This window comes from Schaalia suimastitidis DSM 15538, assembly GCF_000429105.1.
Taxonomy (GTDB): domain Bacteria; phylum Actinomycetota; class Actinomycetes; order Actinomycetales; family Actinomycetaceae; genus Pauljensenia; species Pauljensenia suimastitidis.
Window position 1 is genome coordinate 32,614 of sequence record NZ_AUBF01000011.1, and the last position, 23,718, is coordinate 56,331.

Consider the following 23,718-nt stretch of genomic DNA (forward strand, 5'->3'; position numbering starts at 1 on the left):
GAGGGGAGGGCGCCTAAACTTGGTGCATGGGAGAACGTGACATGCGCGCAGAAAACGATCCTTTTGCCCTGATGGGCCTGACCTACGACGATGTTCTGCTTCTGCCGGAACTCACCGACGTGGTTCCCTCAACGGTGGACACCACATCTCGCCTGACCAAAGGCATCACCCTCCGTATTCCTCTGCTATCTGCGGCAATGGATACCGTTACTGAGGCTCGCATGGCAATTGCTATGGCCCGCCAAGGCGGCATTGGCATCCTCCACCGCAACCTCTCTATCGAAGAACAGGCCCAACAGGTTCGCCAAGTTAAACGCTCCGAATCAGGTATGGTCGAAGACCCGGTAACTGTTGGGCCAGACGCCACCATTGAAGAACTCGACTCGTTGTGTGGCCACTATCGCGTATCTGGTCTACCTGTTGTTGGCGACGATGGTGCGCTCCTGGGCATCATTACCAACCGTGACCTGCGTTTCGTTCCAGCTCATGACTGGGGTCACCTGCGTGTGCGTGACTGCATGACGCCACGTGAACGGCTTGTCACAGGGCATGTTGGCATTTCCCGTGAGGACGCAAAGGCACTGCTGGCTCAACACCGCGTGGAAAAACTCCCCATAGTCGACGACGATGGTCACCTCACGGGCCTTATCACCGTGAAAGACTTCGTGAAAACCGAGCAGTACCCGAATGCGACGAAAGACGCGCGTGGACGCCTCGTTGTTGGCGCAGCCGTGGGCTATTGGGGTGACACGTGGGAACGTGCGTCTGCTCTTGCCGAGGCCGGGGTTGATGTCCTTGTGGTGGACACAGCCAATGGTGGCGCGGCACTTGCGCTGGACATGATTCGCCGCATTAAATCCGATTCCGCATTTGATGGGGTGCAGATCATTGGTGGAAATGTTGCAACCCGCGAGGGTGCGCAAGCCCTCATTGATGCTGGTGTTGACGCTGTTAAGGTCGGCGTTGGCCCAGGGTCGATCTGCACGACCCGCGTCGTTGCCGGTGTTGGTGTGCCGCAGATTACCGCCATTCACCTTGCCGCGCAGGCCTGCGGCCCTGCGGGCGTGCCACTAATTGCTGACGGTGGCCTGCAGTACTCAGGCGATATTGGTAAAGCGCTGGTGGCGGGCGCAGACACAGTCATGCTGGGGTCACTTCTGGCTGGCTGTGAAGAATCGCCCGGCGAATTGGTTTTCACCAACGGGAAACAATTCAAACGCTACCGTGGCATGGGGTCGCTGGGTGCGATGAGTTCGCGCGGTCGCAAGTCGTATTCGAAAGACCGTTACTTCCAGGCCGACGTTTCTTCGGATGACAAGATTGTGCCTGAAGGTATCGAAGGGCAAGTGCCCTACAAGGGTGCGTTGGCTTCGGTTGTCTATCAGCTTGTTGGCGGCTTGCACCAGACGATGTTCTATCTGGGGGCAGCCAGTATCGCTGACCTTAAAGCACGTGGACGTTTCGTGCGTATCACGTCAGCTGGTTTGCGTGAGTCCCATCCGCATGATGTGCAGATGACGACTGAGGCGCCAAACTACCACAGCTCAAAGTAAAGGTCGGTAGCGCAGCGGGGCTTGCCACCTGGCGGAGTGTGGCCCGGGGAACCCCGGATCCGCAGTCTGGCGGCCTGTGGCCTCGGGAATCTTGCACAGTACCCAACTGAACAGCGGCGGCTTGTTGTGACACTGAGTCACGGTCGGCCGCCGCTTTGCGCTGAGACTTTTGGCTCTGAACCACTGCTATCCCGACACTAAGATAGTGACATTGGCAACCACTGGAGGTCCCTCACCATGCTCATTCTCATCGACGATGCTGACCCGGAAGCAATTGAAGACACACTGTCGTATTTACCCGTTGATGGCGTGACAACCAACCCGACAATCCTGGCACGCTACGGCGCTGACCCGCTGGCCACGTTGAAGCGCATCAAGGAAATACTGCCTTTTGGGGCGCAGATGCACGCCCAGCTGGTGTCGACACGCACTGCTGAAATGCTTCGTGAAGCAGCTGCGCTACGTGAGGCGCTGGGCGAAAATATCTATGTCAAAGTGCCGGTGACCCGCGAGGGCTACGCGGCAATGCCAATGTTGAAACAGCGGGGCTTCCTTATTACAGCCACCGGTATTCACTCGGCAATGCAAGGATTTATGGCTGCAAAAGCGGGATGCCGCTACATTGCTCCGTACGTGAACCGTATGGATAATTTCGGTATTTCTGGTGTGCGTGTTGCCGAGGACATGCACAAAATGTTGCGCGCACAAGGTTTGGATGCTGATGTGTTGGCCGCCTCGTTCAAAAACTCTGAGCAGGTCCTTGAACTGGTCCGAGCTGGCATCGGTGCAATCACTGCTCACCCGGACGTGTTGGCACACCTTGTGGGTAATCCGGCCACCGAAATGGCTATCGCGGATCAGAATAATGACTTCGCGAAGCTTGTTGGCGGCACCCTCAACTGGGCGGATCTCATTGAGGCTTCCGCAGACTAAAAGGCGCGTTTTCGCGACAATTAGCGGGCGTGACCTTCCACCGGCCACGCCCGCGATATGCGAGAATCTTTCCCTTGTTTGTGCAGGAAGGCTTCAAAGTCATCGGCCCACTCAACGTGGGCTTTCATCTGCCACTGGTGAAGTTCTGAGGCGCTGAGATCCCCAATGTGTTCAACGTGCTTACGCGCCATACCGCCAAGCACATCCAGTGTCATTGCCACATCAACCTCTGCTGTATGCGCGTTCTCTTCAGCAGTTACGCCATAGGCAGGTGCCATCGACACCAGGGTTTTCTTCCCTTTACGGAAACGATCAAGTTTGCGGTCGATCACCAGCGGATCAATAACCGGGGCAGGTGAAAATCCGAGGCGCTGTGTCAACGTTGCCAGTCCGTGACGGGACAATTCGGCCTCCATCAGCGAAATATCGTAGGTCGCATTGAAAGCCACCACAGGATAGCCCCGAGACCAATGATCGGCTAAGGTTGCTGCCACCTGGTCAAGAACCTCCACAATAGGGTGGCCGTTCGCGCGCGCATACTCCGTGGTAATGCCGTGAACCTGGGTGGCACGTTCGGGAATATCCACACCTGGGTCAGCAAGCCATGTGCGTACAAGGTCGTCTTCATAGGGGCGCGCCCCGCCCCGCCGCAGTACTACCGCAGCGGTTACCAGACGATCCTTGGACGGGTGAATCCCCGTGGTCTCTGTGTCAAAGCCAAGCCACGGCAGGTCAGTCCATAACGTCGGTGTGGTATTCATACTTCTAGTGTGAAGCATTGGACTGATATCTGCGGTATCGCGTCGACCTCTGGCACGTGGAAGCAACGGTGACCGACCCTGGATTACGTGTGTACGTGCGATCTGAAGAGGATGCGCGCAGACCCACATCTGGAAACCACAGTCCACATCGGGGGCGCACAATCGGTGGTGGAACGTAGCGCACGGCCCACATCTGATGCTGTGGGCCGATAAACTGCCATTGTGAGTAATGAAGTAGAAATTGGTCGCGGCAAACGTGGACGCCGTGCCTACACCCTTGACGACATTGCCCTCGTGCCTGCGCGACGCACGCGCGACCCGGAAGATGTCAACGTCGGCTGGCAAATTGATGCCTACCACGTGGATATCCCCATTATGGCTGCACCGATGGACTCTGTAATGAGCCCACATACAGCAATTGAGTTTGGGCGGCTGGGTGGCATTGGCGTCCTCGACCTTGAAGGGCTGTGGACACGATATGACGATCCCACGCCACTTTTGGATGAAGTCAGCCACCTCGACGGTGAGGAATCCATCCCCTTCCTTCAGCGCGTCTATTCTGAGCCGATCAAACCGGAACTCATCACCGCACGCCTGAATGAGATTCGCCAAGCGGGTGTGGTTGTCGCTGCGGCTTTGTCGCCGGCGCGCACCCAGAAATATTGGCGGGATGTCGTTGATGCAGGTGTTGATCTGTTCATTATTCGTGGCACCACTGTTTCAGCTGAACACGTGTCGTCCCGTGCCGAACCACTTAACCTCAAACGCTTCATTTACGAGCTTGACGTGCCGGTGATCGTTGGCGGCGTGTCGACGACCACTGCTGCCCTTCACCTTATGCGCACAGGTGCTGCTGGTATTTTGGTCGGCTTTGGTGGCGGTGCGGCCCACTCGACGAGGCAGTTGCTGGGTGTGCACGCACCTATGGCGACGGCGCTGGCTGATGTTGCAGCGGCACGACGAGACTATATGGATGAATCCGGTGGTCGGTATGTGCACGTCATAGCTGATGGCGGTATTGGCCGCTCCGGTGACCTGACGCGTGCCATTGCGTGTGGAGCCGACGCCGTCATGTTGGGCGCAGCATTGGCGCGCGCTGAGGAAGCTCCGGGCCGCGGTTGGCATTGGGGAAGCGAAGCGACCCACCCGGTGATGCCACGAGGCCAACGCGTCCATGTGGGTACCAGTGGAAGTATGCGGGAAATCCTTTACGGGCCTTCCACGCGTGCCGATGGGTCACTTAACTTCGTGGGCGCACTCAAACGCACTATGGCCTCGACAGGCTACAGCGAAGTGAAAGACCTGCAGCGTGTCGAGGTGGTTGTCAGCCCCTACCAGCCAAGTTAGAGGCCCCAGCGCGCAGAATTGCTACCGGGGGAGCGCCTTTGATGGGTTTTAACAGCCACAACTTGCAGGAATCCCACACAATATGTGTACGCAAACAGCTTAAGGGGAGGCAACCGCCTCCCCTTAAGCTGTTCCAACCGATGGAGTGAAACCCTTGTTCAGGACTGATCGAAAGCTTACAGTCCTGGACGTTTGCCGATAGTCAGGGTCACTTCCTGTGTGCCAGCGAAGAAGTCATTGCCTTTGTCGTCGACGACAATGAAGGCCGGGAAGTCGACGACGTCAATCTTCCAAATGGCCTCCATGCCAAGCTCGGGGTATTCGACCAATTCCACATTCTTAATGCAGTCCTGTGCCAGGCGAGCAGCTGGGCCGCCGATGGAGCCAAGATAGAAACCACCGTGTTTGGCACACGCATCGGTGACAGCCTTGGAACGGTTGCCTTTTGCCAGCATCACCATCGAACCGCCTGCTGCTTGGAACTGGTCGACGTAGGAGTCCATGCGTCCGGCAGTGGTCGGTCCAAAGGAGCCTGACGGCATCCCTTCTGGAGTCTTGGCTGGTCCGGCGTAGTACACGGGGTGATCCTTGAGGTACTGCGGCATTTCCTCACCGGCGTCAAGGCGTTCCTTGATCTTGGCGTGGGCAATGTCGCGGGCCACGATAATGGTGCCAGTGAGCGATACGCGCGTCTTAATTGGATGTTTGGTCAGTTCAGCCAGGATTTCGGGCATTGGGCGGTTAAGGTCGATTTTGACTGCTGCCCCCTTGCCTGTGGAGGATACGCCGCACGCTTCAGCGTCAAGGTCAGCGTCGGTTACCTCAGGCAGGAAACGACCTGGATCCATGTCGAGTGCTTCAAGGAAGACACCCTCGGGGGTGATCTTCGCTCGTGCCTGGCGGTCTGCGGAGCACGATACGGCGATGGCAACGGGTAGTGAAGCGCCGTGACGTGGAAGGCGGATAACGCGCACGTCGTGGCAGAAGTATTTGCCGCCGAATTGGGCGCCAATGCCGATCTGGCGGGTGAGTTCCAGGACTTTTTCTTCCAGCTCAACATCACGGAAACCGTGTCCTGCAATGGACCCTTCGCGGGGAAGTTCGTCAAGGTATTTCGCAGAGGCGTATTTTGCGGCTTTGAGGCAGAACTCTGCTGAGGTGCCGCCTACAACGATCGCGAGGTGGTAGGGGGGACATGCGGCGGTGCCAAGGGAACGAATCTTTTCCTCAATGAACTGCATCATCCGTTCGGGGTTGAGCAGCGCTTTCGTTTCCTGGTACAGGTAGGACTTGTTGGCGCTACCGCCGCCTTTGGCCATGAAAAGGAAAGAGTATTCCGTTTCGTGTCCGGGTTTCGTGTCGGCAGCAATTTCAATCTGTGCGGGCAGATTATTACCGGTATTGCGTTCATCCCACATGGTGATGGGCGCATTTTGTGAGTACCGCAGGTTCAGGGTGGTGTAGGCGTCGTAGATGCCGCGTGACAGGGCTTTTTCGTCCGGCCCGTCGGTGAGGATTTGTTGACCGCGCTTTGCTGAAATGATGGCGGTACCGGTGTCTTGGCACATGGGGAGCACGCCACCTGAAGCGATCACAGCATTTTTCAGCAGGTCAAGGGCAACGAATTTGTCGTTGTCGGAAGCTTCGGGGTCATCCAAGATATTGCGCAGCTGCTGTAGGTGCGCAGTGCGCAGGTAGTGGGAGATGTCGTGGATTGCGGTCTCGGCCAGAAGCTGCAGTGCTTCAGGAGCCACTTTGAGGAATGTGCGACCGTCGGGCCCTTCACATGTTTCTACCCCCTCGGTGGTGAGGAGGCGGTACTGGGTGGGGTCGGCCCCCAGGGGAAGAAGGTCTTCGTAGACAAAGTCGGTCACAGTGGCTCCTTAGTGCCTAGTGGTGTGGATAAGGCAACCGTATGACGAGCAGTCCAAGTGGCGGGGGACAGGGGTCCCCTTGAAGGATTGCCGAGGCGTCGCGGCGTTGCGCTTGGTGCCATAAGTGGCGTTATTACAGGGTTTTCTAGGTGGTGATGAGAGGGTGAGTTGTTGAAAGAATTGCGGTGTTGGGGTGGTTTTTATTGGGAAAGTTGTGCCAGAGATACCGGTATTACGAATGAAGTGTTTGTGCATTATCTATGAATTACGTCCCGACAGTTTTGCGAAAATAGGTGCACAATAGGTAGGGGCTGCACACGGTGTGCCGCGTCACGCAGAGCAGCGCGCAAAGGCACGGCAACTGCCGGAGGAGCTAAGTCGCCTCGCCAAGATGGCGTGCCTGGTCCGGTCAGCGCAGGAGGACAACATGACCCGGCCAACGCATGCGGTGCGTCGGCCAGCCAAAGCAGCACCGCCTCGTCAATAAAACGATAGGAAACCCATGAGCGACTACCGCATCGAATACGACACTATGGGCGAAGTTCGTGTCCCCGCCCATGCCCTATACCGCGCCCAAACGCAGCGCGCCGTTGACAATTTCCCCATTTCCGGCCAACGACTGGCTCCGCACCACATTGCCGCCCTGGGACACATCAAACGCGCAGCCGCCCTAGCCAACCACGAACTCGGCGTGATCGACCACGCCACCGCCAACGCAATCGTCGCCGCCGCTGACCGCGTGATCGCCGGCGAAGTCAACGAACATTTCCCTGTGGACATTTTCCAAACCGGGTCGGGCACCTCGTCAAATATGAATACGAACGAGGTGATCGCCACCCTGGCATCCAATGCCTCAGGTTTGGCCATTCATCCCAACGATCACGTCAACGCCTCGCAATCTTCCAATGACGTATTCCCCAGCTCCATTCACATTGCCGCCTACCAGGCAGTGGTGGAGGTGCTGTTACCTGGACTGCGGACGCTACACGCATCACTTGATGCGAAAGCCGTCGAATTTGCTGACGTCGTCAAGGCTGGCCGAACACACCTGATGGATGCCACGCCCATTACGCTTGGCCAGGAGTTTTCCGGCTACAGCACGCAAATTGGCAAAGGTATTGAGCGAATCGAGGCGACCCTCCCTCACCTCGCTGAGCTTCCCCTGGGTGGCACGGCAGTAGGTACAGGCATTAATACGCCACAAGGGTTTTCCGCACGAGTTATTGAACTTGTTGCCGAATATACCGGATTGCCGCTGCGTGAGGCCGATAATCACTTTGAAGCCCAAGCGGCCCAAGATAGCTTGGTGGAGCTCTCAGGCGCGATGCGCACAGTCGCTGTGTCGTTGGTGAAAATCGCTAACGACCTGCGGTGGATGGGTTCAGGTCCGCGCGCGGGCTTAGGTGAAGTGCGGCTACCAGATTTGCAGCCAGGCTCGTCGATTATGCCGGGCAAAGTCAATCCTGTGCTGCCCGAGGCGACTGTGCAGGTATGTGCCAAAGTGATAGGCAATGACGCCACCATTGCTTTTGCTGGAGCGCAAGGTAATTTTGATCTCCTTGTCATGCTGCCGGTGATGGCGTCAGCAGTCCTGGAATCAGCGGAGATACTGGGGAATGTGTCGCGCGTTTTGGCCACGCGTTGCGTGGACGGCATTAAGGCTGACCAAGAACGTTGCCTACGCATGGCGGAATCATCGCCATCTATCGTCACGCCACTTAACCGCCTGATCGGCTACGAAGCGGCAGCAAAGATTGCCAAACATTCGGTAGCACATGACCTCACGGTGCGTGAAGCAGTGATTGACCTCGGTTTTGTTGAACAGGGGCTGGTCAGTGAAGCCGACCTTGATCGCGCTCTGGATGTGCGCTCAATGACCGGGCAGTAATCCATATACGTTCGGCGTGATGTGGTGGGCACGTTGCGTGTATGTGGATCAGTGTGCTGAGTGCGCGTCACCTTCGCCTGCGCACGTGGGCACGCCGCGTGAACGTGGGTCTGTTGCATGCAGCGGATGTGTTCAGCGTTAAGCGGCGGGCATGGGCGTCCTCTAGGATGAAACGGTTAACACATGTGCCGTGATGGAGAATCCCATGCCCCCCGCTGACCTGCAACGCCGCTTGAGTCGAGCACGCGGCGCCGTATTCGCTCTCTTCTTCACTAACGGCGCACTCTTTGCCAATATCATCCCGCGCTACCCTGAAATTAAAGATATTTTCGGCTTATCAGACCCGGTCTACGGCCTCACCGTCGCACTATTTCCACTGGGTGCGATTGTGTCTGGCCCGCTGGCGGCAGTGGCGATACGTCGCCTGTCGTCGGCAGTGACCGCTGTGATGGGCACGCTGATGATCGGTCTTTCTATGACGATTGTGGGCGCGGCTGTCATGTGGCGGCAATATCTGGGCAGTGGTGACACGAATGGGATCTTGTCGACCCTTGCTTACATCCTCTTCGTTGTCTTTTTCTTCGTCGCAGGTGGATGGGACTCACTGACCGATGTCGGACAGAACGCTCATGGATTGCGCGTACAACGCCTCGTAGGGCGTCCCATTATCAATTCGTTTCATGGTGGGTGGTCGATCGGTGCCATGACAGGTGGCTTGATGGGATCGGTGGCTGTGACGCTGGGGATTCCTTTGGGGTGGCACCTTTTTGGTGCAGCACTCATTATGGCTGCGGTGGGTTTGACTGCGAAGTGTTTTGCTCTTCCTGGGAAAGACCCTGAACGCGGTAGCCTCGATCCGCTGCTTGTTGCGCCTGGGACGACCGCGGGTGGTCGTGAGGTGTCCGCCATACAGGACGATATTGAAGAATTAAATGTCAGGGCTTTGCCTTTGTCGCCGTGGCTAATTGTGGCCGCGATGACGGTGCTCTCTATTGGAGGGATGCTGGTCGAAGATGCCACGTCAACATGGTCAGCGCTGTATATGCGTGACTACCTGCATGTTACGGGCGGTTTGGCGGGGACAGCATTTGTCACGATGCTTGCCTCCCAAGCGATTGGTCGCCTCACTGCGGACTGGCAGATGGCTCGCTTGGGGCCTCGGCGCACATTGGAAGTAGGGGCTGGCCTGATTGTCGTGGGCATGGGGCTGGCGGTGACCTTCCCCAGTGTGCCGCTTACTCTGGTCGGCATGGCCTGCGCAGGCTTTGGCTGTGCAGCGATGGTGCCCATTGCAATGAATGCGGCTGATGATGTGCCAGGGTTGCGTCCAGGAACCGGGTTGACAGTGGTGACGTGGTTGGGACGCCTTGCCTTCCTGTGTGCGCCGCCGCTAGTCGGCATAATCGTCGAAGCCACCAGCCTACGTGCCGCCATGATTGTTATCCCTCTTGCTGCTCTTGTGGCGGCATTGAGTGCCCAGGTGATTGCGTCGCGGGTGCGGTAGCGGGTGGTTGCGCCGCGGGTGCGGTAGTCTTCCCAGAAGGTTCCTTCACGGGCGTGGTAGTGGGTGCTGGCTGGCCAATGATGTCGCTCAGTTCCTCATTGACGAGGCGCCGCCACGATGCCAGGTAGGCGCGCCCTCGCATAATGGTGCGAGCCAGTGTTGCCATTGATGACGGGCCTAGGAGGATCAGGGCAACGGTGGCCAAGATGAATGCCTCCGCACTGGAAATACCAAAGAACGTCATGACACTTCCTCGTGCCCATTTCGTGCCAAATGCTTTTCAGCAGTGTGGGCCTGTGTGGCCTGCGAAGTGTGCGGGGTCTTTCGTCGTGTCAACGCTTCGCGAAGATAGGGCCACCACTGCTTGTGCCGAGCGCAACGCCACCATTGGCGCAGAGCACACAGAGCTACCGCCGCGCAGTACAAGGAAAGGAGTATCCCTGCCTGTAAGAAGAAAGACCACAGGTCTGGCAGAGGATTTGTGATAGCTGCGAAAGTGAAGGCAGCCATAATGGCCCATCGCCATCTCATGATGAGGGTGCGAACGGTGACTAACCCCAATGCGTGGGCGCCAACGATCAGGAGCGGAAATAGGGCACTACATCCCATAACAAGTGTGAGGATAACGACGAATGTTAGGTAGGAGTCCATATCGAGGAGGGCGCCAGCACCTGGTGGGACTTCGGAGAGAAGAAGCGCGAGTGCGCGGGGAAGGAAAAGCCAGGCAGCGCCCGCGCCGAGCAGAAAGAGTGCAGCGCCTGCCGTGCTGAGGTACGCGATACGTCTGCGTTGTCTGCTTTCCAAAGCGGGGGCAACAAAAAGCCAGCCTTGTGCGATCCACCAAGGGGACGCGGCAATAAGGCCACCCCAGGCCGAAAGGTATAACCGAGTGGTCAAAGGTGACAGTACGGTGCGGAAATTTAGGCCGCTAATGGGAGCGTGTGAGTCGAAAGCGTTCAACGGTGAAAGAAGGTGCGGCACGAGCCACGGGTAACAACACCATGCCGCCGCTGCCATGACCGCGATGGCCGCAAGACTTGAAAGAAGACGACGACGCAGTTCCAGTAGGTGCGCCGTCAGCGGCATTACCGCATCAGCGTGGGGCGGCGGTGCAGTGTTGCGTTTTCGGCCATTCACGAGGCGGTGTTGGTTGGGCTGGAAGATGCAGCAGGCTCCGGCGCAGTAGGTGTCACAGTTGCGCTTTGCGATGTGACAGGTGTCGCCGCTGCATTTTCCGAGGTCGCAGCTTGGGTGGTCTCCTGTGTGCCAGGTTCATGGAGCTCTTTTTTGAGTATTTTCAACGATTGGCCTAGGTTGCGTGCAAAATCAGGTAAGCGCTGAGCGCCAAATAGCAGCAGGGCGATTAGCGCGAGGATGAGGTAATGGTGGGGCCGCATGAGGAAAAACACTTTCTGAATGAAGGCTTGCAAATCGGTCAGTAATAAGGGTAGCCTAACCTGCGTTGAATAAGGAAAGTGTGGCCTTGCGTAATTTGGTCACACCTTATCGGAGGTACCATGTTCCTCGCGAACTTTCTCATCGCCCTGCGCGAAGGTGTCGAAGCTGCCCTGGTCGTCGGCATCATCCTCGCCTACCTCGCGAAGGTGGGCAGGCGAGACCTGTTCCCCAGAGTAGCAATCGGCGTTGTCCTGGCCACCATCATCCCTTTAGGTGCAGGCGCATGGATGACCTGGGGACCCTACACGCTGAGCTTCGTCGCCCAAGAAGTCATCGGCGGCACACTGTCATTACTTGCCGTCGCCATGGTCACCTGGATGATCCTGTGGATGTCAGGCAACGCCCACACAATGGTTGCCCAACTCAAAGAGGACGTTGCGCAGGCGTTAGACTCAGGGTTCCCCTGGGGCATCGTGTGGATCGCCATCGTCGCAGTGGCCCGCGAGGGCATCGAAACCGCCCTTTTCGTATGGGCAACCGTGAAATCCTCTGCCTCACAAGGTGCCCTTGAGCCGAGCCTCGCGGTCCTTTGCGGCCTCCTGGTTGCCATCGTCATCGGCTGGGCTGTCTACACCGGAGCTGTACGCATCAACCTTCGGGTCTTCTTTAACGCCACGGGACTGCTGCTCATCATTGTGGCAGCAGGCATCGTGTCCTACGGCATCGGTGACTTCCAAGAAGCCAATATTCTGCCAGGCTGGGGTATTGCCGCATACGACTTCACCCACCTGGTTGACGGCTCCATAGCCCCATGGCTCAACACCGCCTCGTGGTGGTGGATCCTGCTGGAAGCAATGTTCAACCTCAATGCCGCACCGACCCACCTGCAGGTCCTCGGATGGTGCTTCTACATGGCCATTGTGCTGCCCATCTTCCTTGTGCGCTCAGGAATGGTGGGACCCAAAAGGACAGTCATCACCTCAAACACCCAAACCGCCTCGGCAACTGCCCACGCAGATGCTCAATAACCACCATCCCTCATCACACACTCAAATCCCACAGGAGAAATATGTATCGCTCACAACGCGTCCACGCCCTCGCAGCCACAGCAGTTGCCGCACTGGGACTATCCGCATGTGTGGCAAACGCCCCCGCTGGTAGCAGCACACAAGCGCTCACCGTTGACATTAGCGACGAAGCCTGCGTCGTTTCAGCAAATACCAGCCCGTCTGGCGTGACCACCTTCATGCTGACCAATAACGGTACAGTTCGCAACGAATTTGAAATCCTGGCAGACGACAAACTCCGCATCGTCGGCGAACGCGAAAATGTTGGCCCAGGCACCACCGTCGAATACACCATCGCCCTTCAGCCCGGCACCTACTACACCGCATGTAAAACCAATATGGTGGGTGCACTCGTGGGTGTCGCCGAGTTTACCGTCACCGACTCAGGACAAAGCATTGAGGTCAGTGCAGACGACCAAGAACTCATTGACTCAGCCGTCACAAACTACACGGCATACGTCCGTGACCAAGCCGGACAGCTCCTCGAAGGCACCGAAAAATTCGTTGAACTTTACCTTTCTGGCGATACCGAAGCTGCGAAAGCAGCATACGCACCCACACGTATGCACTACGAACGTATCGAACCTACCGCCGAGGCTTTCGGTGATATCGACCCGGCGCTGGATCTGCGAGAAGTGGACTTCCAAGCAGGTGACTCCGGCGTAGACGAATGGATCGGCTGGCACGTCATTGAAAAAGACCTATGGCGTCCCGAAGGATACGCAGGCCTGAGTGATGCGGATAAAGAACGGATGGCCAAACAGCTGCTGGCTGACACGCAACGCCTGTACGACCTTGTGTACTCCGAAGACTTCAGCATCAACATTGACGAAATCTCTAATGGCGCAATCACTCTGCTGGAAGAAGTCGCCACCACGAAGATCACCGGTGAAGAAGAAGCCTTCTCACACACCGACCTATGGGACTTTGTTGCCAACGTTGAAGGCGCGAAAGTTGCCTTCGGTAACGTTCAGGCGCTGGCACAAAAGAAAGATCCAGAACTGACTGCTTCCATTGAACAGGCACTGACCGATCTTCAAACAGCACTGGACGCCTACAAAGACGGCGACGGCTACGTCTACTACGACACCGTCGACGAGGCTGGCCGCAAGGCCCTGTCCGACAAGGTCAACGCATTGCGTCTGCCACTTGCCCAACTCACCGCTGTCATCTTGAAGTGACCCTTACACGGTGGTGTCTCGCACGTAAATAACACGCGCGAGACACCACCGTGTAACCGCCAGGAAAGCATGTGCATGATGATTACGCCGCATACTCCAGACGACACTGAGAAAACATCGCCAGAATCAGGCAGAGGTGGCCTGTCCCGCAGACAATTCCTTGGTTTAGCGGGCTTAGGTGCAGTCACACTAGGTTTGGGTGGTATTGGTGCCTTCAACCTTGGGCGCAACGCGGGCGACGGCATCGCCTCGGACCTGATGGCCACCATGTACCCATTTCGAGGAGAGCACCAAAGCGGTATCCTCACCCCCGCTCAACAACAAATGCACACCGCCGCATTTGACCTCATCACAGATGACCGTAATACCCTGATTGACCTGCTTAAAGACTGGACACTGGCCGCTGAACGGATGATGGCAGGCGACCAAGTGGGCGCCCACAGTACCGACCTTAACGCCGCACCGAAAGACACAGGGGAGGCAACAGGACTGGGACCTGCAGGTTTGACCATCACATTCGGTGTTGGTCGCAGCCTCTTTATTGACCATGCCGGAGCAGACCGTTTTGGCCTCGCGTCCCGTCTACCAACAGTCCTGGACCAAGGAATTCCCAGGATGGCCGCCGAAAAACTGGATCCACAACGCGGCGGCGGTGACCTAGTAATCCAAGCCTGCTCAGAAGACCCGATGGTCAACCTTCACGCCCTCCATAACCTCACCCGCATCGCATTTGGCCGCGCAACCATGCGGTGGACGCAACTGGGGTATGGGCGCACCTCGTCAACGTCCACAGCCCAGGCGACACCTCGGAACCTCTTTGGATTCAAAGACGGCACGTCCAATATCAAAGCGGAAGAAAGCGCCGAAGAACTCAACAAACACCTGTGGATTCAATCAGCTGACGACCAAGGCCAGTGGGCCTCAGGCGGCACCTACATGTGCGTGCGCAAAATCAAAATGATGATGGAAGTGTGGGACGACCTGGTCCTTGGTGAACAGCAGCGCATTATTGGCCGCGACAAAATTGAAGGCGCACCCCTGTCTGGCGGCCACGAGTTCACGGCCCCCAATTTCCATGCCACCGTTGGCGGCGCACCCGCAATCGACCCGGCGTCCCATGTGGCACTAATGCACCCGGACAATAATGCTGGGCGACGGATGCTGCGCCGCGGCTACAACTATCTTGAAGGCGTTGACTACCTTGGGCGCCTTGAAGCTGGCCTGTTCTTTGTGGCATTCGTACGTAACCCGGCTGAAGGTTTTATCCCGGTCCTGTCACGTATGGCAGGCGATCTGTTGACCGAATATCTCCAACATGTGGCTTCGGGTATGTACCTCATGCTGCCTGGCGTGGGCGATGGGGACGAATACGTCGGTCAGAGGTTGATGAGCTGAAAGGACAATGATGATGAGTAACGCCGAAGAACACGCAGATACCGCCGCGGAGTCAAAGGTCGTGCGTTTGCCACACTCGCAGCGCCCTACCGCCACTGCCCCCGGTCACTGGGTACTTGCCCGAGCTGGGAAGAAAGTGTTACGGCCCGGGGGAGCGGCCTTGTCTCATATGATGCTTCGGCGTGCAGCAATCCCAGGGGCCGACGTTGTCGAATTTGCTCCTGGCCTTGGACGCACCGCTGCCGTCATCGTGTCGGCAGGACCAGCCTCGTATATTGGCGTCGATCAGGACCCTGACGCGGCGCGGATAGTTGGCACGGTGGTGGCCCCCGTTGGTGGCAGCGTTCGGCAAGGGGATGCGTCCGACACGGGACTGCCAGACGGCTGCGCTGACGTGGTCATTGGCGAGGCGATGCTCACCATGCAAGGTGACGCAGGCAAACGCGCCATTATTGCCGAGGCGGCCCGCCTGTTGCGGCCCGGCGGACGTTATGCGATCCACGAACTCGCCGTTACCCCCGATTCGATTGAAGCTGAAGAACACTTGCGGATTCGCCGCGAACTGGCGCGCGCTATTCACGTCAATGCCCGCCCAATGACTCGCGCACAATGGGTGGCTTTCCTTGAAGAAGCGGGCTTGGAAGTGGAGTGGAGCGACACCGCGCCGATGGCCTTGTTGCGGCCCAGCCGGGTCATCAAAGACGAAGGTTTCGCGGGTGCTTTGCGGATTATGCGCAATGTGTTACGTGACCGTGAACTGCGTGCCCGCGTGAAAAGTATGGCGGGGACCTTCCGTCGCAATGAACGGCATATGTGTGGCGTGGCGCTGATTGCTCGTAAGCCCGACAATGGTGAGGGTAGGGCCGGTGATATTGCTGTGAAGGAGAACTGTGATGACTGATATGCCTGCAGATAATGCCCCCGTGATGACGGTGGTCGAGGATGTGGCCTCGCTGATTGTGGTCAACGAAGGGGCCACCGTTTCGCGCACGGTGATGAGTTGCGAAAATATGCGGCTGGTGCTGTTTTCTTTCGACACGGGTGAGTTCTTGTCGGAACACACAGCGGCAATGCCGGTGATCCTCCAGACCCTTGAAGGCGCATTGGAAATCGAAGCCGATGGGCGCACAGTAGTGCTGCGGCCGGGCGACGTCATCCATTTTGGGACGCGCTTGCCTCATGCAGTAAAGGCATTAGAACCGTCGAAACTTGCGCTGTTTATGCTTGATCCGCGCCAGAAGCAGAAATAGGGGAGCGGTAAGTAGGGGCTTGACCTGAGTGCGAGGCGGCCTCGGCACAGCGTGCAGGTGCACGTGGGGCTAAGACCCCGCGGCTGGACGCCCTTGGCAACGCCGACTGTTACGCGCGTAGGTGCCCACACGAAGCAGAAAGCGTTAGGCTTGGCACATGGGGACAAGTGCCGACACAATGGAGTTCCTCCTCGACCAACTAGCCGAGGTACCGAACCTGCATACGCGCAAAATGTTTGGCGAATACTGCCTGTACCTGGCAGGTAAACCCATCGCCTTCGTATGTGACGACGAACTTTTCATCAAACCCAACGATGCTGCAGCCGAGTTCATTGGGCAGCCCGACATGGGACAGGCCTACCCAGGTTCGAAACTGTATATCCGCATTACACCCGACCGGTGGGAAGATCGGCAGTGGCTTGCCCAGGTTGTGCGCTTGACCTACGAAGCGTTGCCTGAACCTGCGCCACGGAAACCACGTGCGAAGAAAAAATCGTCGGCCACCGACACGAAGGGTAGTTCGCGGTAGGTGGTGCGTGCCACGCAGGGCCGGTCGACAACTCAGGCAGCGCAGGGGAAACCATTGCAAGGACGATGGCGAACCGATGTGGCCAATAATGCAGGTGAATGACTCAGGTTGACTGTGCTGCGCTGTCTTTGAGGGTGTCAGTTTGGCTGCGCAGCGGTGTCGGCGTCAAGGCGTTGTTCAATGTCAGGTGAGGGAAGGAAAAGGAAGCGGTTTCCTCGTTTTATCTTGCGTACGTATCCGCGCTTTTCCAGCTCTAACAGATCCGTGCGCGCTGTCTGGTACACCACCTGATGTATCTGCATATGCGTATCAATGGTGGTGTGCCGGTCATCGCGCAGCATCCCTTCGAGTACATCAATCTGCCGATGATTAAGGTCGAGGCCGCGCATCCGTTGGGTAGCAGCATGAAACTGTGAGCTTTTGACTTCCAGGTAGCGGTAGAGATCATCAATTGCTTGACTCACGGTGCGCGCTTGGTGGAGAAAGAAATGAGTGAGGTCGCCGCCGTCTTGTTCGGTATGAAGAAACGCTCGGGCGTATTGTGCTGGTGCTTTGCGGAGTAGACGTGAAATCGAAAGATATTCAGCAAGGAAGAACCCTTGATTGAGCAGTGACCAGTAGAACACTGTACGGGCTGTGCGACCGTTTCCGTCTTCGAAATAGTGGTCATGGCCCATCATAAAGTGCAGAGTGAATGCGCGTAACAGCGGGGGCATGTAGGTCCCGACCGTGTCATATTCGTTGGCGAAACGGCATAGGGTGTCAAGGCGTTCAGGTAGTTCCTGGGCAGGCGGCGGTATGTGAAGTAATTGGTCTTCGTCATGTGAGCCGTAGATGCGTACGCGTTCTTCGTTAACCTGTTGAAGTCGGCCTGCTGCGTCGGGATTGTCCAAAGTGTCGGCAGTAATCATTCGATGAAATTCGCAGACGAGTTCTGGGGTGAGGGGCTCATCTTTCAAGGCACTGACACGTTGCATCGCCATGTAGCTATTGACGATCATCCGTTCGCTGCGGTTTGTTGGTTCGCGCTGTTCGTTGAGCATAATGCGGGCGTTACGGCGGGATGTCGATGCGCCCTCTAATTGTGCCGTTGTGATTGCTTCTTCGATGAGAGAAGACAAAAGGTAGCGGTTTTTATTCGTCGGATTTGCGGCAGGAGTGGGTAATTCCACTTTTCCCCGTGCCTGTACTGTGATGACGTCGTTGAGTTGTAACAGACTGTCGGGCAGATTATAGGTCAGCGGTGTCCCGTCAGTAAGTGTAAAAGGTGTTGGACGCGCATTGCCGAGGCGTTTCGTGCGTACCGCTGCCCACCACAATTCACGGCTCAGCCCTTTTGGAGGTTCGTGGTATGCGAAGTAGTCCCACGGGTGGTAGGCGCTTTCAAAAAGGGGATCGGAATATGTCAGGGCACTGCGCACTTCGTCCTCGGTAAGGGCGTGCCGTGCGATCAGCGTCAAGAGTGACCCTTGTGGCGGCGGGAGTGGGCGCTTCACTATGACCCTCTTTCAAGCCAATTACTAATTACTACTAATTTATATACTAATTAGTAGTAATTAGTAATTGGAAGAGATCACAACCCGTTGCCCTAGCGGCCCCTGGAGAATCTGGACAAACCCACTGTCCAGATCGGCGCAGCGGCGTTCGACAGCCTGGTAACCCTTAGCGATCCCCGGCGAACCTGGAGTGACTTCCTCCCGCGGCCTCAGGCCAGCTGCTCCCACAGGAGTGCTCCGGCCTCGTCAATGATGCGCACCCGGTTGGGGGAGGAAAGATCAATGGCCACCTCAATAAAACGCGAATCGTCATCGCGGGCAATCGTGCGGTAGCGGAAATATTCGTTGCTGAGATCCACGGTATATGTGCGCCCCTGAGTCAGCCACGGTCGGGCGCGGCGAAGCGCAATCAATGCTGTGTGAGCAGCAAAGAAGACCTCCGCCTGCGAGGATGATGGCCAGCTGTCGGGTGCGGCAGGGTAAGCGGGACGAATCGCGTCGTCGCCACCAACGCGTTCCTCCTTCACACCCGTTAACCCCACTTCATCCCCGTAGTAAATACTGGGGATACCACCGACACTCATCAGCATCACCAGCGCTGTGATGGCATTGGCGTCGCCCACCTTCGAGACAATGCGCGTCACATCGTGGTTGCCAATAAAGGTCTGCGGAATGAAATGCTCCAAGAACTCCTGGTGACGACGCAGCGACCACTCAAACTCGTACATATTCCGGTCATTGAGGCTTGACCACACCGCTTTCCACAATTCGTACTGGGTGAGCGTATCGACACGCGAGTGGGCAACAAAAGCTGGATAATCGCCGTGGATCACTTCACCAAGGAACCACGCGTGGGGAAAACGGTCACGCACACGGGAAAGCACGGCCGCCCAAAAATCTGGCGACACCGAATAGGCGGCATCAAGCCGCCACCCATCAGCTCCACGCTCCAGCCAAAACGTCATTACGTCTGCAACATAATCAGCAACCTGTGCTCGGTCGTGTGCTAAGCGGACGAGGGTGGAGTGGCCTTCAAAGACATGCGGTGTCGGGCCGCTTTCAGCCTCCCAATTGATATCAAGCATTTGTGCGCCGGTGCTCCCTTGACCAACGGTCAGTGCTTGTGTAACCCACGGGTGATCGGCGCTGATGTGGGAAAAGACGCCGTCAAGGACGATACGTAAGCCGCGCTCGCGGCAGGCCTGCACGAAGGTGTCAAAATCGGCTATGGTGCCTAGGCGCGGGTCAATCGAATAGTAGTCCAGGGTGTCATAGCCGTGGGTTGACGATGCGAAAATTGGTCCGAGCAGCACACCCGTCACCCCTAGGTCGCATGCATGGTCCAGCCACGCAGTGAGGTGGCTCAGGCGCGGTGCGGCGGCAGAGTCAGTGAGTGCGACAGTGTGGTCCGATGCCGATGCCGATGCCGATGCCGATGCCGATGCCGATGCCGGTGTCGGTGCGGGTGCGCGGTCCACCCCTTGGTTCGGCGCAGCGCTGGCGTGGTTATGGATCGGTGCGCCCGTAAAACCCAACGGGTAGATATGCCACCACACCATGTCATGAGGCCACGTCATCAGTGTTCACCTCTCTTGCAGTGCGATTCGCCAATGAGGACGCCACCAAGCGCACACCTGCACAGGCAATAAGGCCAGCCACCACAAGGACTTGTCCTAAAGGATCAGCCGACGACGTGGACGTCAACGCCACGAAGGCACAGCCCACCATATGTACCACCGCAACTAGGCCGCCCAAGAATATAAAGAACGCGGCAGCTTCATGTCCAGCTTTCCATGCCTTGGCCGAGGCCAACACCTCCCTGCCACGCAACCCCAAAGGTGAAGCAAACGGCAAAGAACCCGCTTTGGCATGTCCAGCGCTATACAACGACAAGGCAGCGTAGAGCGCAAATAACACCAGACCGACAAGTGCCAGAATATTCACCGTCAATCACCTTTCCCGTTACGCTCAGTGCGCCTGGTCAATACCTGAACCGGGCACGCCCGCAAGCGCGCTGTGAAGCTCAGCCAACCACGCTGCGGGCGAGGCATCGGAAGGCATACGCCAGTCGCCACGAGGTGACAGCGACCCGCCCGCCATTACTTTCGGGCCATTTGGCAGCGCCGTGCGTTTGAACTGCTGACTAAAGAAACGGCGAATAAAAAGCTCTTCCCATTTGACTATCTCGGCCAGCGAGTAGGCGCATTTTTCATGTTCAGGGAAGGAAGCGGGCCATGCGCCACTGCTGGCATCACGCCACGCATGGTACGCCAAGAAGGCAATCTTTGAGGGGCGCGATCCGCGACGCAACACGTGAAATAACGTGAAATCCTGCAAGTTATAGGGGCCAATACGATCCTGCGTCGACTGCATCTGCCCATCAGGTCCGGCTGGCACCAACTCGGGTGAAATCTCCTGAGCCAACACTGATTCCAAAACCTCGGCCACTGCCTGGTCAAACTGGCCAGAAGCCGCCACCCAGCGAATCAAATGCTGAATCATTGTCTTAGGCACACCCGTATTGACCGCATAGTGGCTCATCTGGTCCCCCACCCCGTAGGTGCACCAGCCAAGCGCAAGCTCCGACAAATCGCCTGTGCCTAACACAATGCCACCATGATGGTTCGCCAAACGGAACAGGTAGTCGGTTCGCAGACCGGCCTGCACATTTTCAAAGGTCACGTCATAGTGGGCGGCGCCATCAGCATAAGGGTGACCCATATCAGCCAACATTTGCTTGGCAGCGGGGCGAATATCAATCTCAGCAAAGGAAATCCCTAGGCGCCGTCCCAACTCCCACGCCTTTGACTTCGTGTGGTCGCTGGTCGCAAAACCTGGCATGGTGTAGCCCAAAATATCGGTGCGTGGACGCCCCAAACGGTCCATCGCCTGCGCAGCAACAATCAGCGCGTGCGTCGAATCCAAGCCACCTGAAACACCGATGACGACCTTGGGATTACCAATGGCTTTGAGGCGCCCAATGAGTCCAGCCACCTGAATGTTGTACGCCTCGTAGCAGTCGTGAGCTAGGCGCTCAGGGTCGTCAGGCACAAAGGGGAAACGGTCGTGGGGCCGCAGTAACCCCAAGTCGGTGCGCGGCGGATTTACTGTGAACGACACGGACATGGGGCATGTGAAGGGAAGATGCCCGTTGGCGCTTGCGGCCAGGTGGTCAGCATTGTCAGCGAAAGAGTTTTGCTGGTGGCGTTCTGCTACGAGCCGGTCAAGGTCCACGTCGGCGTAGGTAATCTGCGTGCCCGCAGCGAAACGAGGGCCTTCAGCCAACAGGTCCCCGGCCTCGTAAATCATGGTGTGCCCGTCCCAGGCAAGGTCCGTGGTTGATTCCCCTTGGCCGGCGGCGGCGTACGCGTAGGCGGCGCACAGGCGGGCCGAGGCTGAGCGTGCGTGAAGGCGTCGATCTTCCCCTCGGCCCACGGTGATCGGCGAGGCCGACAGGTTGAGGATCACCGTGGCCCCCGATAGCGCGAGGGCCGACGCTGGGGAGAAAGGCATCCACATGTCTTCGCAGATTTCAATGCCGACATTGAGGCCAGGTATGTCAGTGGCACCGAGGATCATCGAGCCGAAGGGGACACGTTGGCCTGCCACTGTAATGGTGGGTGTGGTGGTAGCACTGGGGGTGGAAAAATACCGTTTTTCGTAAAACTCACGGTAATTGGGCAGGTGTTGTTTGGGTGTGACCGCCACTATGGTGCCGCGGTGGATGGCGACCGCACAGTTAAACAGTCGCCCATCGTGACGCAGGGGCGCACCCACAACAATCAGTGGGAGCAGGTCGCGTGAAGCCTGGGCGATGGTGGCAAGCGCGGCTTCGGCACGGTCCAGCAGGGGTGCCGACAGGAACAGGTCGTCGAGCGCGTAACCGGTGACGCACAACTCGGGAAAGAGGGTAATAGCTGCGCCATTGTCAGAGCATTGGCGGGTGGCCTCAATGATTTCGGTGGCGTTCGCGTCAGGGTTTGCCAAGTGGACCGGCAAAGTGACGGTGGCGATGCGCGCGAAACCTTGGTCGTACAGGCTGTGGAAATACATGGGCTACTCCTTTACGGCGGCAAGGTTCATTGTCTCATTCGCGACGCTGTGACGGCACGTTGGGGTGAGAATATTTGAGGTGCTCCCTAGCGCGTAAGAGAATAATGTACTGGGAAACTGGCACCAACTAGGACATTATCCTCGCCAAAAGCCGCCGCCACGCCACAGCACAGCAACAACCCGCCTTAGCCTTTCAGGAGTTTCGTGCTGGCAAGGTGAGCTGCCCCCAGTGCGCCCGCATCAGGCCCTGTGCTGGCCCGTTCAATAATGAGGCTGCGGGTGACAAGCGGGTGACACCCCCGGTACAGGGAGGCGCGAACGGAGGCAACGAAAGCATCGGCTGACGACAGTAATCCGGCAAGGAACAACGCTTCTGGGTTGAAAAAAGAGGCGACCGCACATAGCGCATCTCCCAGGTGTTCGCCTGCTTCGCGCAAAATATTGGTGGCATGTACTTCGCCGTTGCGGGCGGCACGCATCATCTGTTCAAGGTCGCCGTCGTTACCGCTTTCACGCTGCCACCGTTCAAGCAAGGCCGCGCCAGCAACGATCGTGGCTAAACACCCCTTATTGCCGCAGGCGCACGGCATATTTCCGTAACTAGCCCTGCGCACATGGGAAATGTCGCCTGCAGCTCCCGTGGCGCCTCGATGAACCTGCCCATCAATGACGATACCCACACCTAACCCGCTACCGGCCTTCACGGTGAGCGTGTGCCGAAGGTGCGGATGTGCAATATGTTCCCCCAGAGCCATCATGTCAGCATCATTTTCAATGACGACAGGTACACCCAGGTTCTCAGACAGATGCTGACTGATGGGAAAACCGTCCCACCCTGGCATGCGGGATGCTGAATCGAGCAGGCCCGTTGCAGGGCTGACTGGCGCAGGCAGTGCCAAGCAAATACCAGAGGCGGCAGCATTGTGGTCATCAAGTAGCCCCCGGCAGTGCTGCGCAATAGCGTTCAGAGACGGTACCGGGCCTGCGGGTAGGTCAATGTCGTGGTGACGAATCTCCACAACTGTGCCGCGTGCATCCAACAGGGCGTAACGCGCATGCCCGGTGCCCAATTCAGCGCCAATGAAATACGCCGAATCAGATCGCAAACGCAGCAGTCGGGCGCGTCGCCCACCGGTGGAGTCAGAATCGCCGACCTCTTCAAGGTGTCCCGAATCCAAAAGTTCCAAGACGCGCAGCGAGATGGTTGACGGCGCCAGGTGCAGGGTGCGTGCCAGGGTGGCGCGCGTTGTAGCGGCCTCGGAATCGACGAGGCTGAGGATCTGCTGGTGGATCGGCTGAAGATCACCGTTGGTGGCTGTACCCATCATGCACCTTTATTCGATCTGACCAACTTACTTCGATAGTGTCCCATATTTCGGCGTCGTGCGCAGCTATTTTGGTGAATTGTCGTCCGATAGTTCGCAAGATATTGCAAGAGTTCGAACTTATTTGCTAATCTCTCAAACGAACGCACTAAGTAGTGCAACTT

At 57.5% G+C, this 23,718-nt stretch carries 21 protein-coding genes; 11 read left to right on the forward strand and 10 right to left on the reverse strand.

Features of this window, described 5'->3' with window-relative positions:
• Positions 1 to 26 precede the first annotated feature (26 nt).
• A complete protein-coding gene (gene guaB / locus G438_RS0105750) occupies positions 27 to 1,553 on the forward strand; it encodes an IMP dehydrogenase (protein WP_026460510.1) in 1,527 nt (508 codons plus the stop codon).
• A gap of 237 nt (positions 1,554 to 1,790) precedes the next feature.
• Complete coding sequence (locus tag G438_RS0105755) at positions 1,791 to 2,486, forward strand: transaldolase family protein (RefSeq protein WP_026460511.1); 696 nt, start codon at positions 1,791 to 1,793, stop codon at positions 2,484 to 2,486.
• Positions 2,487 to 2,506: 20 nt separating this feature from the next.
• Here G438_RS0105755 and G438_RS0105760 read toward each other — a convergent pair whose 3' ends face one another.
• Complete coding sequence (locus G438_RS0105760) at positions 2,507 to 3,247, reverse strand: exonuclease domain-containing protein (RefSeq protein WP_026460512.1); 741 nt, start codon at positions 3,245 to 3,247, stop codon at positions 2,507 to 2,509.
• 222 nt (positions 3,248 to 3,469) lie between these two features.
• Between G438_RS0105760 and G438_RS0105765 the strand changes: the two genes are divergently transcribed.
• Entirely contained in the window at positions 3,470 to 4,594 is a 1,125-nt protein-coding gene (locus G438_RS0105765) for a GuaB3 family IMP dehydrogenase-related protein (protein WP_026460513.1), read from the forward strand.
• Positions 4,595 to 4,770: 176 nt separating this feature from the next.
• Here the strand turns inward: G438_RS0105765 and G438_RS0105770 are convergent, their stop codons facing one another.
• Positions 4,771 to 6,468 carry a fumarate hydratase gene (locus G438_RS0105770; protein ID WP_026460514.1) on the reverse strand — a complete coding sequence of 566 codons (1,698 nt, stop codon included), beginning with the start codon at positions 6,466 to 6,468 and terminating at the stop codon, positions 4,771 to 4,773.
• 502 nt (positions 6,469 to 6,970) lie between these two features.
• On the opposite strand from G438_RS0105770, the gene G438_RS0105775 reads away from it, so the two are divergent.
• Complete coding sequence (locus G438_RS0105775) at positions 6,971 to 8,356, forward strand: class II fumarate hydratase (RefSeq protein ID WP_026460515.1); 1,386 nt, start codon at positions 6,971 to 6,973, stop codon at positions 8,354 to 8,356.
• Positions 8,357 to 8,561: 205 nt separating this feature from the next.
• The gene (locus G438_RS0105780; protein WP_034285403.1) at positions 8,562 to 9,860 is read left to right on the forward strand and encodes an MFS transporter; all 1,299 of its coding nucleotides are present in this window, start codon (positions 8,562 to 8,564) and stop codon (positions 9,858 to 9,860) included.
• Here the strand turns inward: G438_RS0105780 and G438_RS12360 are convergent.
• Genes G438_RS12360 through G438_RS0105790 form a run of 3 tightly spaced genes read right to left on the reverse strand, consistent with a single transcriptional unit; the run spans position 9,796 to position 11,257 of the window.
• A complete protein-coding gene (locus G438_RS12360) occupies positions 9,796 to 10,104 on the reverse strand; it encodes a Sec-independent protein translocase subunit TatA/TatB (protein WP_131245804.1) in 309 nt (102 codons plus the stop codon). The genes G438_RS0105780 and G438_RS12360 overlap by 65 nt on opposite strands.
• Positions 10,101 to 10,997 (reverse strand): twin-arginine translocase subunit TatC, encoded by an 897-nt coding sequence (tatC, locus tag G438_RS11055; protein WP_131245805.1) that lies wholly within the window; start codon positions 10,995 to 10,997, stop codon positions 10,101 to 10,103. The genes G438_RS12360 and tatC overlap by 4 nt, the downstream gene beginning before the upstream one ends.
• The gene (locus G438_RS0105790; protein ID WP_026460517.1) at positions 10,994 to 11,257 is read right to left on the reverse strand and encodes a twin-arginine translocase TatA/TatE family subunit; all 264 of its coding nucleotides are present in this window, start codon (positions 11,255 to 11,257) and stop codon (positions 10,994 to 10,996) included. The genes tatC and G438_RS0105790 overlap by 4 nt, the downstream gene beginning before the upstream one ends.
• A gap of 120 nt (positions 11,258 to 11,377) precedes the next feature.
• Between G438_RS0105790 and efeU the strand changes: the two genes are divergently transcribed.
• The 6 genes from efeU to G438_RS0105820 all read left to right on the forward strand — a co-directional run bounded on the left by efeU (position 11,378) and on the right by G438_RS0105820 (position 16,680).
• Positions 11,378 to 12,286, forward strand: coding sequence for an iron uptake transporter permease EfeU (efeU, locus tag G438_RS0105795; RefSeq protein ID WP_026460518.1), 909 nt, complete (start codon positions 11,378 to 11,380; stop codon positions 12,284 to 12,286).
• Positions 12,287 to 12,327: 41 nt separating this feature from the next.
• A complete protein-coding gene (gene efeO, locus G438_RS0105800) occupies positions 12,328 to 13,506 on the forward strand; it encodes an iron uptake system protein EfeO (RefSeq protein ID WP_026460519.1) in 1,179 nt (392 codons plus the stop codon).
• A 78-nt stretch (positions 13,507 to 13,584) separates the two neighbouring features.
• On the forward strand, positions 13,585 to 14,901 hold the full coding sequence (gene efeB / locus G438_RS0105805; RefSeq protein ID WP_026460520.1) for an iron uptake transporter deferrochelatase/peroxidase subunit: 1,317 nt from the start codon (positions 13,585 to 13,587) through the stop codon (positions 14,899 to 14,901).
• Positions 14,902 to 14,914: 13 nt separating this feature from the next.
• Positions 14,915 to 15,802, forward strand: coding sequence for a class I SAM-dependent methyltransferase (locus G438_RS11060; RefSeq protein WP_051259344.1), 888 nt, complete (start codon positions 14,915 to 14,917; stop codon positions 15,800 to 15,802).
• Positions 15,795 to 16,151, forward strand: coding sequence for a cupin domain-containing protein (locus G438_RS0105815; protein ID WP_026460521.1), 357 nt, complete (start codon positions 15,795 to 15,797; stop codon positions 16,149 to 16,151). Before G438_RS11060 ends, G438_RS0105815 begins: the two co-directional genes overlap by 8 nt.
• Positions 16,152 to 16,308: 157 nt before the next feature.
• The gene (locus tag G438_RS0105820) at positions 16,309 to 16,680 is read left to right on the forward strand and encodes a TfoX/Sxy family protein (protein WP_026460522.1); all 372 of its coding nucleotides are present in this window, start codon (positions 16,309 to 16,311) and stop codon (positions 16,678 to 16,680) included.
• A gap of 137 nt (positions 16,681 to 16,817) precedes the next feature.
• On the opposite strand, the gene G438_RS0105825 is transcribed toward G438_RS0105820, so the two are convergent.
• From G438_RS0105825 to G438_RS0105845, 5 genes are all read right to left on the reverse strand, one after another.
• A complete protein-coding gene (locus G438_RS0105825; RefSeq protein ID WP_026460523.1) occupies positions 16,818 to 18,176 on the reverse strand; it encodes a Fic family protein in 1,359 nt (452 codons plus the stop codon).
• 209 nt (positions 18,177 to 18,385) lie between these two features.
• Positions 18,386 to 19,753 (reverse strand): alpha-amylase family glycosyl hydrolase, encoded by a 1,368-nt coding sequence (locus tag G438_RS0105830; protein ID WP_026460524.1) that lies wholly within the window; start codon positions 19,751 to 19,753, stop codon positions 18,386 to 18,388.
• Positions 19,737 to 20,120, reverse strand: coding sequence for a hypothetical protein (locus G438_RS0105835; protein WP_026460525.1), 384 nt, complete (start codon positions 20,118 to 20,120; stop codon positions 19,737 to 19,739). Before G438_RS0105835 ends, G438_RS0105830 begins: the two co-directional genes overlap by 17 nt.
• 24 nt (positions 20,121 to 20,144) lie before the next feature.
• The gene (locus tag G438_RS0105840) at positions 20,145 to 22,229 is read right to left on the reverse strand and encodes an NAD(+) synthase (RefSeq protein ID WP_026460526.1); all 2,085 of its coding nucleotides are present in this window, start codon (positions 22,227 to 22,229) and stop codon (positions 20,145 to 20,147) included.
• A gap of 185 nt (positions 22,230 to 22,414) precedes the next feature.
• Entirely contained in the window at positions 22,415 to 23,554 is a 1,140-nt protein-coding gene (locus G438_RS0105845) for an ROK family transcriptional regulator (protein ID WP_051259345.1), read from the reverse strand.
• Positions 23,555 to 23,718 lie beyond the last annotated feature (164 nt).

Bases quoted from the DNA above. Each gene is read 5' to 3' on its own strand.
- G438_RS0105760 (WP_026460512.1), bottom strand. From the start codon at position 3,247: ATGAATACCACACCGACGTTATGGACTGACCTGCCGTGGCTTGGCTTT.
- G438_RS0105775 (WP_026460515.1), top strand. From the start codon at position 6,971: ATGAGCGACTACCGCATCGAATACGACACTATGGGCGAAGTTCGTGTC.
- G438_RS0105790 (WP_026460517.1), bottom strand. From the start codon at position 11,257: ATGCGGCCCCACCATTACCTCATCCTCGCGCTAATCGCCCTGCTGCTA.
- efeO (WP_026460519.1), top strand. From the start codon at position 12,328: ATGTATCGCTCACAACGCGTCCACGCCCTCGCAGCCACAGCAGTTGCC.
- G438_RS11060 (WP_051259344.1), top strand. From the start codon at position 14,915: ATGAGTAACGCCGAAGAACACGCAGATACCGCCGCGGAGTCAAAGGTC.
- guaB (WP_026460510.1), top strand. From the start codon at position 27: ATGGGAGAACGTGACATGCGCGCAGAAAACGATCCTTTTGCCCTGATG.
- G438_RS0105780 (WP_034285403.1), top strand. From the start codon at position 8,562: ATGCCCCCCGCTGACCTGCAACGCCGCTTGAGTCGAGCACGCGGCGCC.
- efeU (WP_026460518.1), top strand. From the start codon at position 11,378: ATGTTCCTCGCGAACTTTCTCATCGCCCTGCGCGAAGGTGTCGAAGCT.
- G438_RS0105755 (WP_026460511.1), top strand. From the start codon at position 1,791: ATGCTCATTCTCATCGACGATGCTGACCCGGAAGCAATTGAAGACACA.
- G438_RS12360 (WP_131245804.1), bottom strand. From the start codon at position 10,104: ATGACGTTCTTTGGTATTTCCAGTGCGGAGGCATTCATCTTGGCCACC.
- G438_RS0105815 (WP_026460521.1), top strand. From the start codon at position 15,795: ATGACTGATATGCCTGCAGATAATGCCCCCGTGATGACGGTGGTCGAG.
- G438_RS0105830 (WP_026460524.1), bottom strand. From the start codon at position 19,753: ATGACGTGGCCTCATGACATGGTGTGGTGGCATATCTACCCGTTGGGT.
- G438_RS0105845 (WP_051259345.1), bottom strand. From the start codon at position 23,554: ATGGGTACAGCCACCAACGGTGATCTTCAGCCGATCCACCAGCAGATC.
- G438_RS0105820 (WP_026460522.1), top strand. From the start codon at position 16,309: ATGGGGACAAGTGCCGACACAATGGAGTTCCTCCTCGACCAACTAGCC.
- efeB (WP_026460520.1), top strand. From the start codon at position 13,585: ATGATTACGCCGCATACTCCAGACGACACTGAGAAAACATCGCCAGAA.
- G438_RS0105840 (WP_026460526.1), bottom strand. From the start codon at position 22,229: ATGTATTTCCACAGCCTGTACGACCAAGGTTTCGCGCGCATCGCCACC.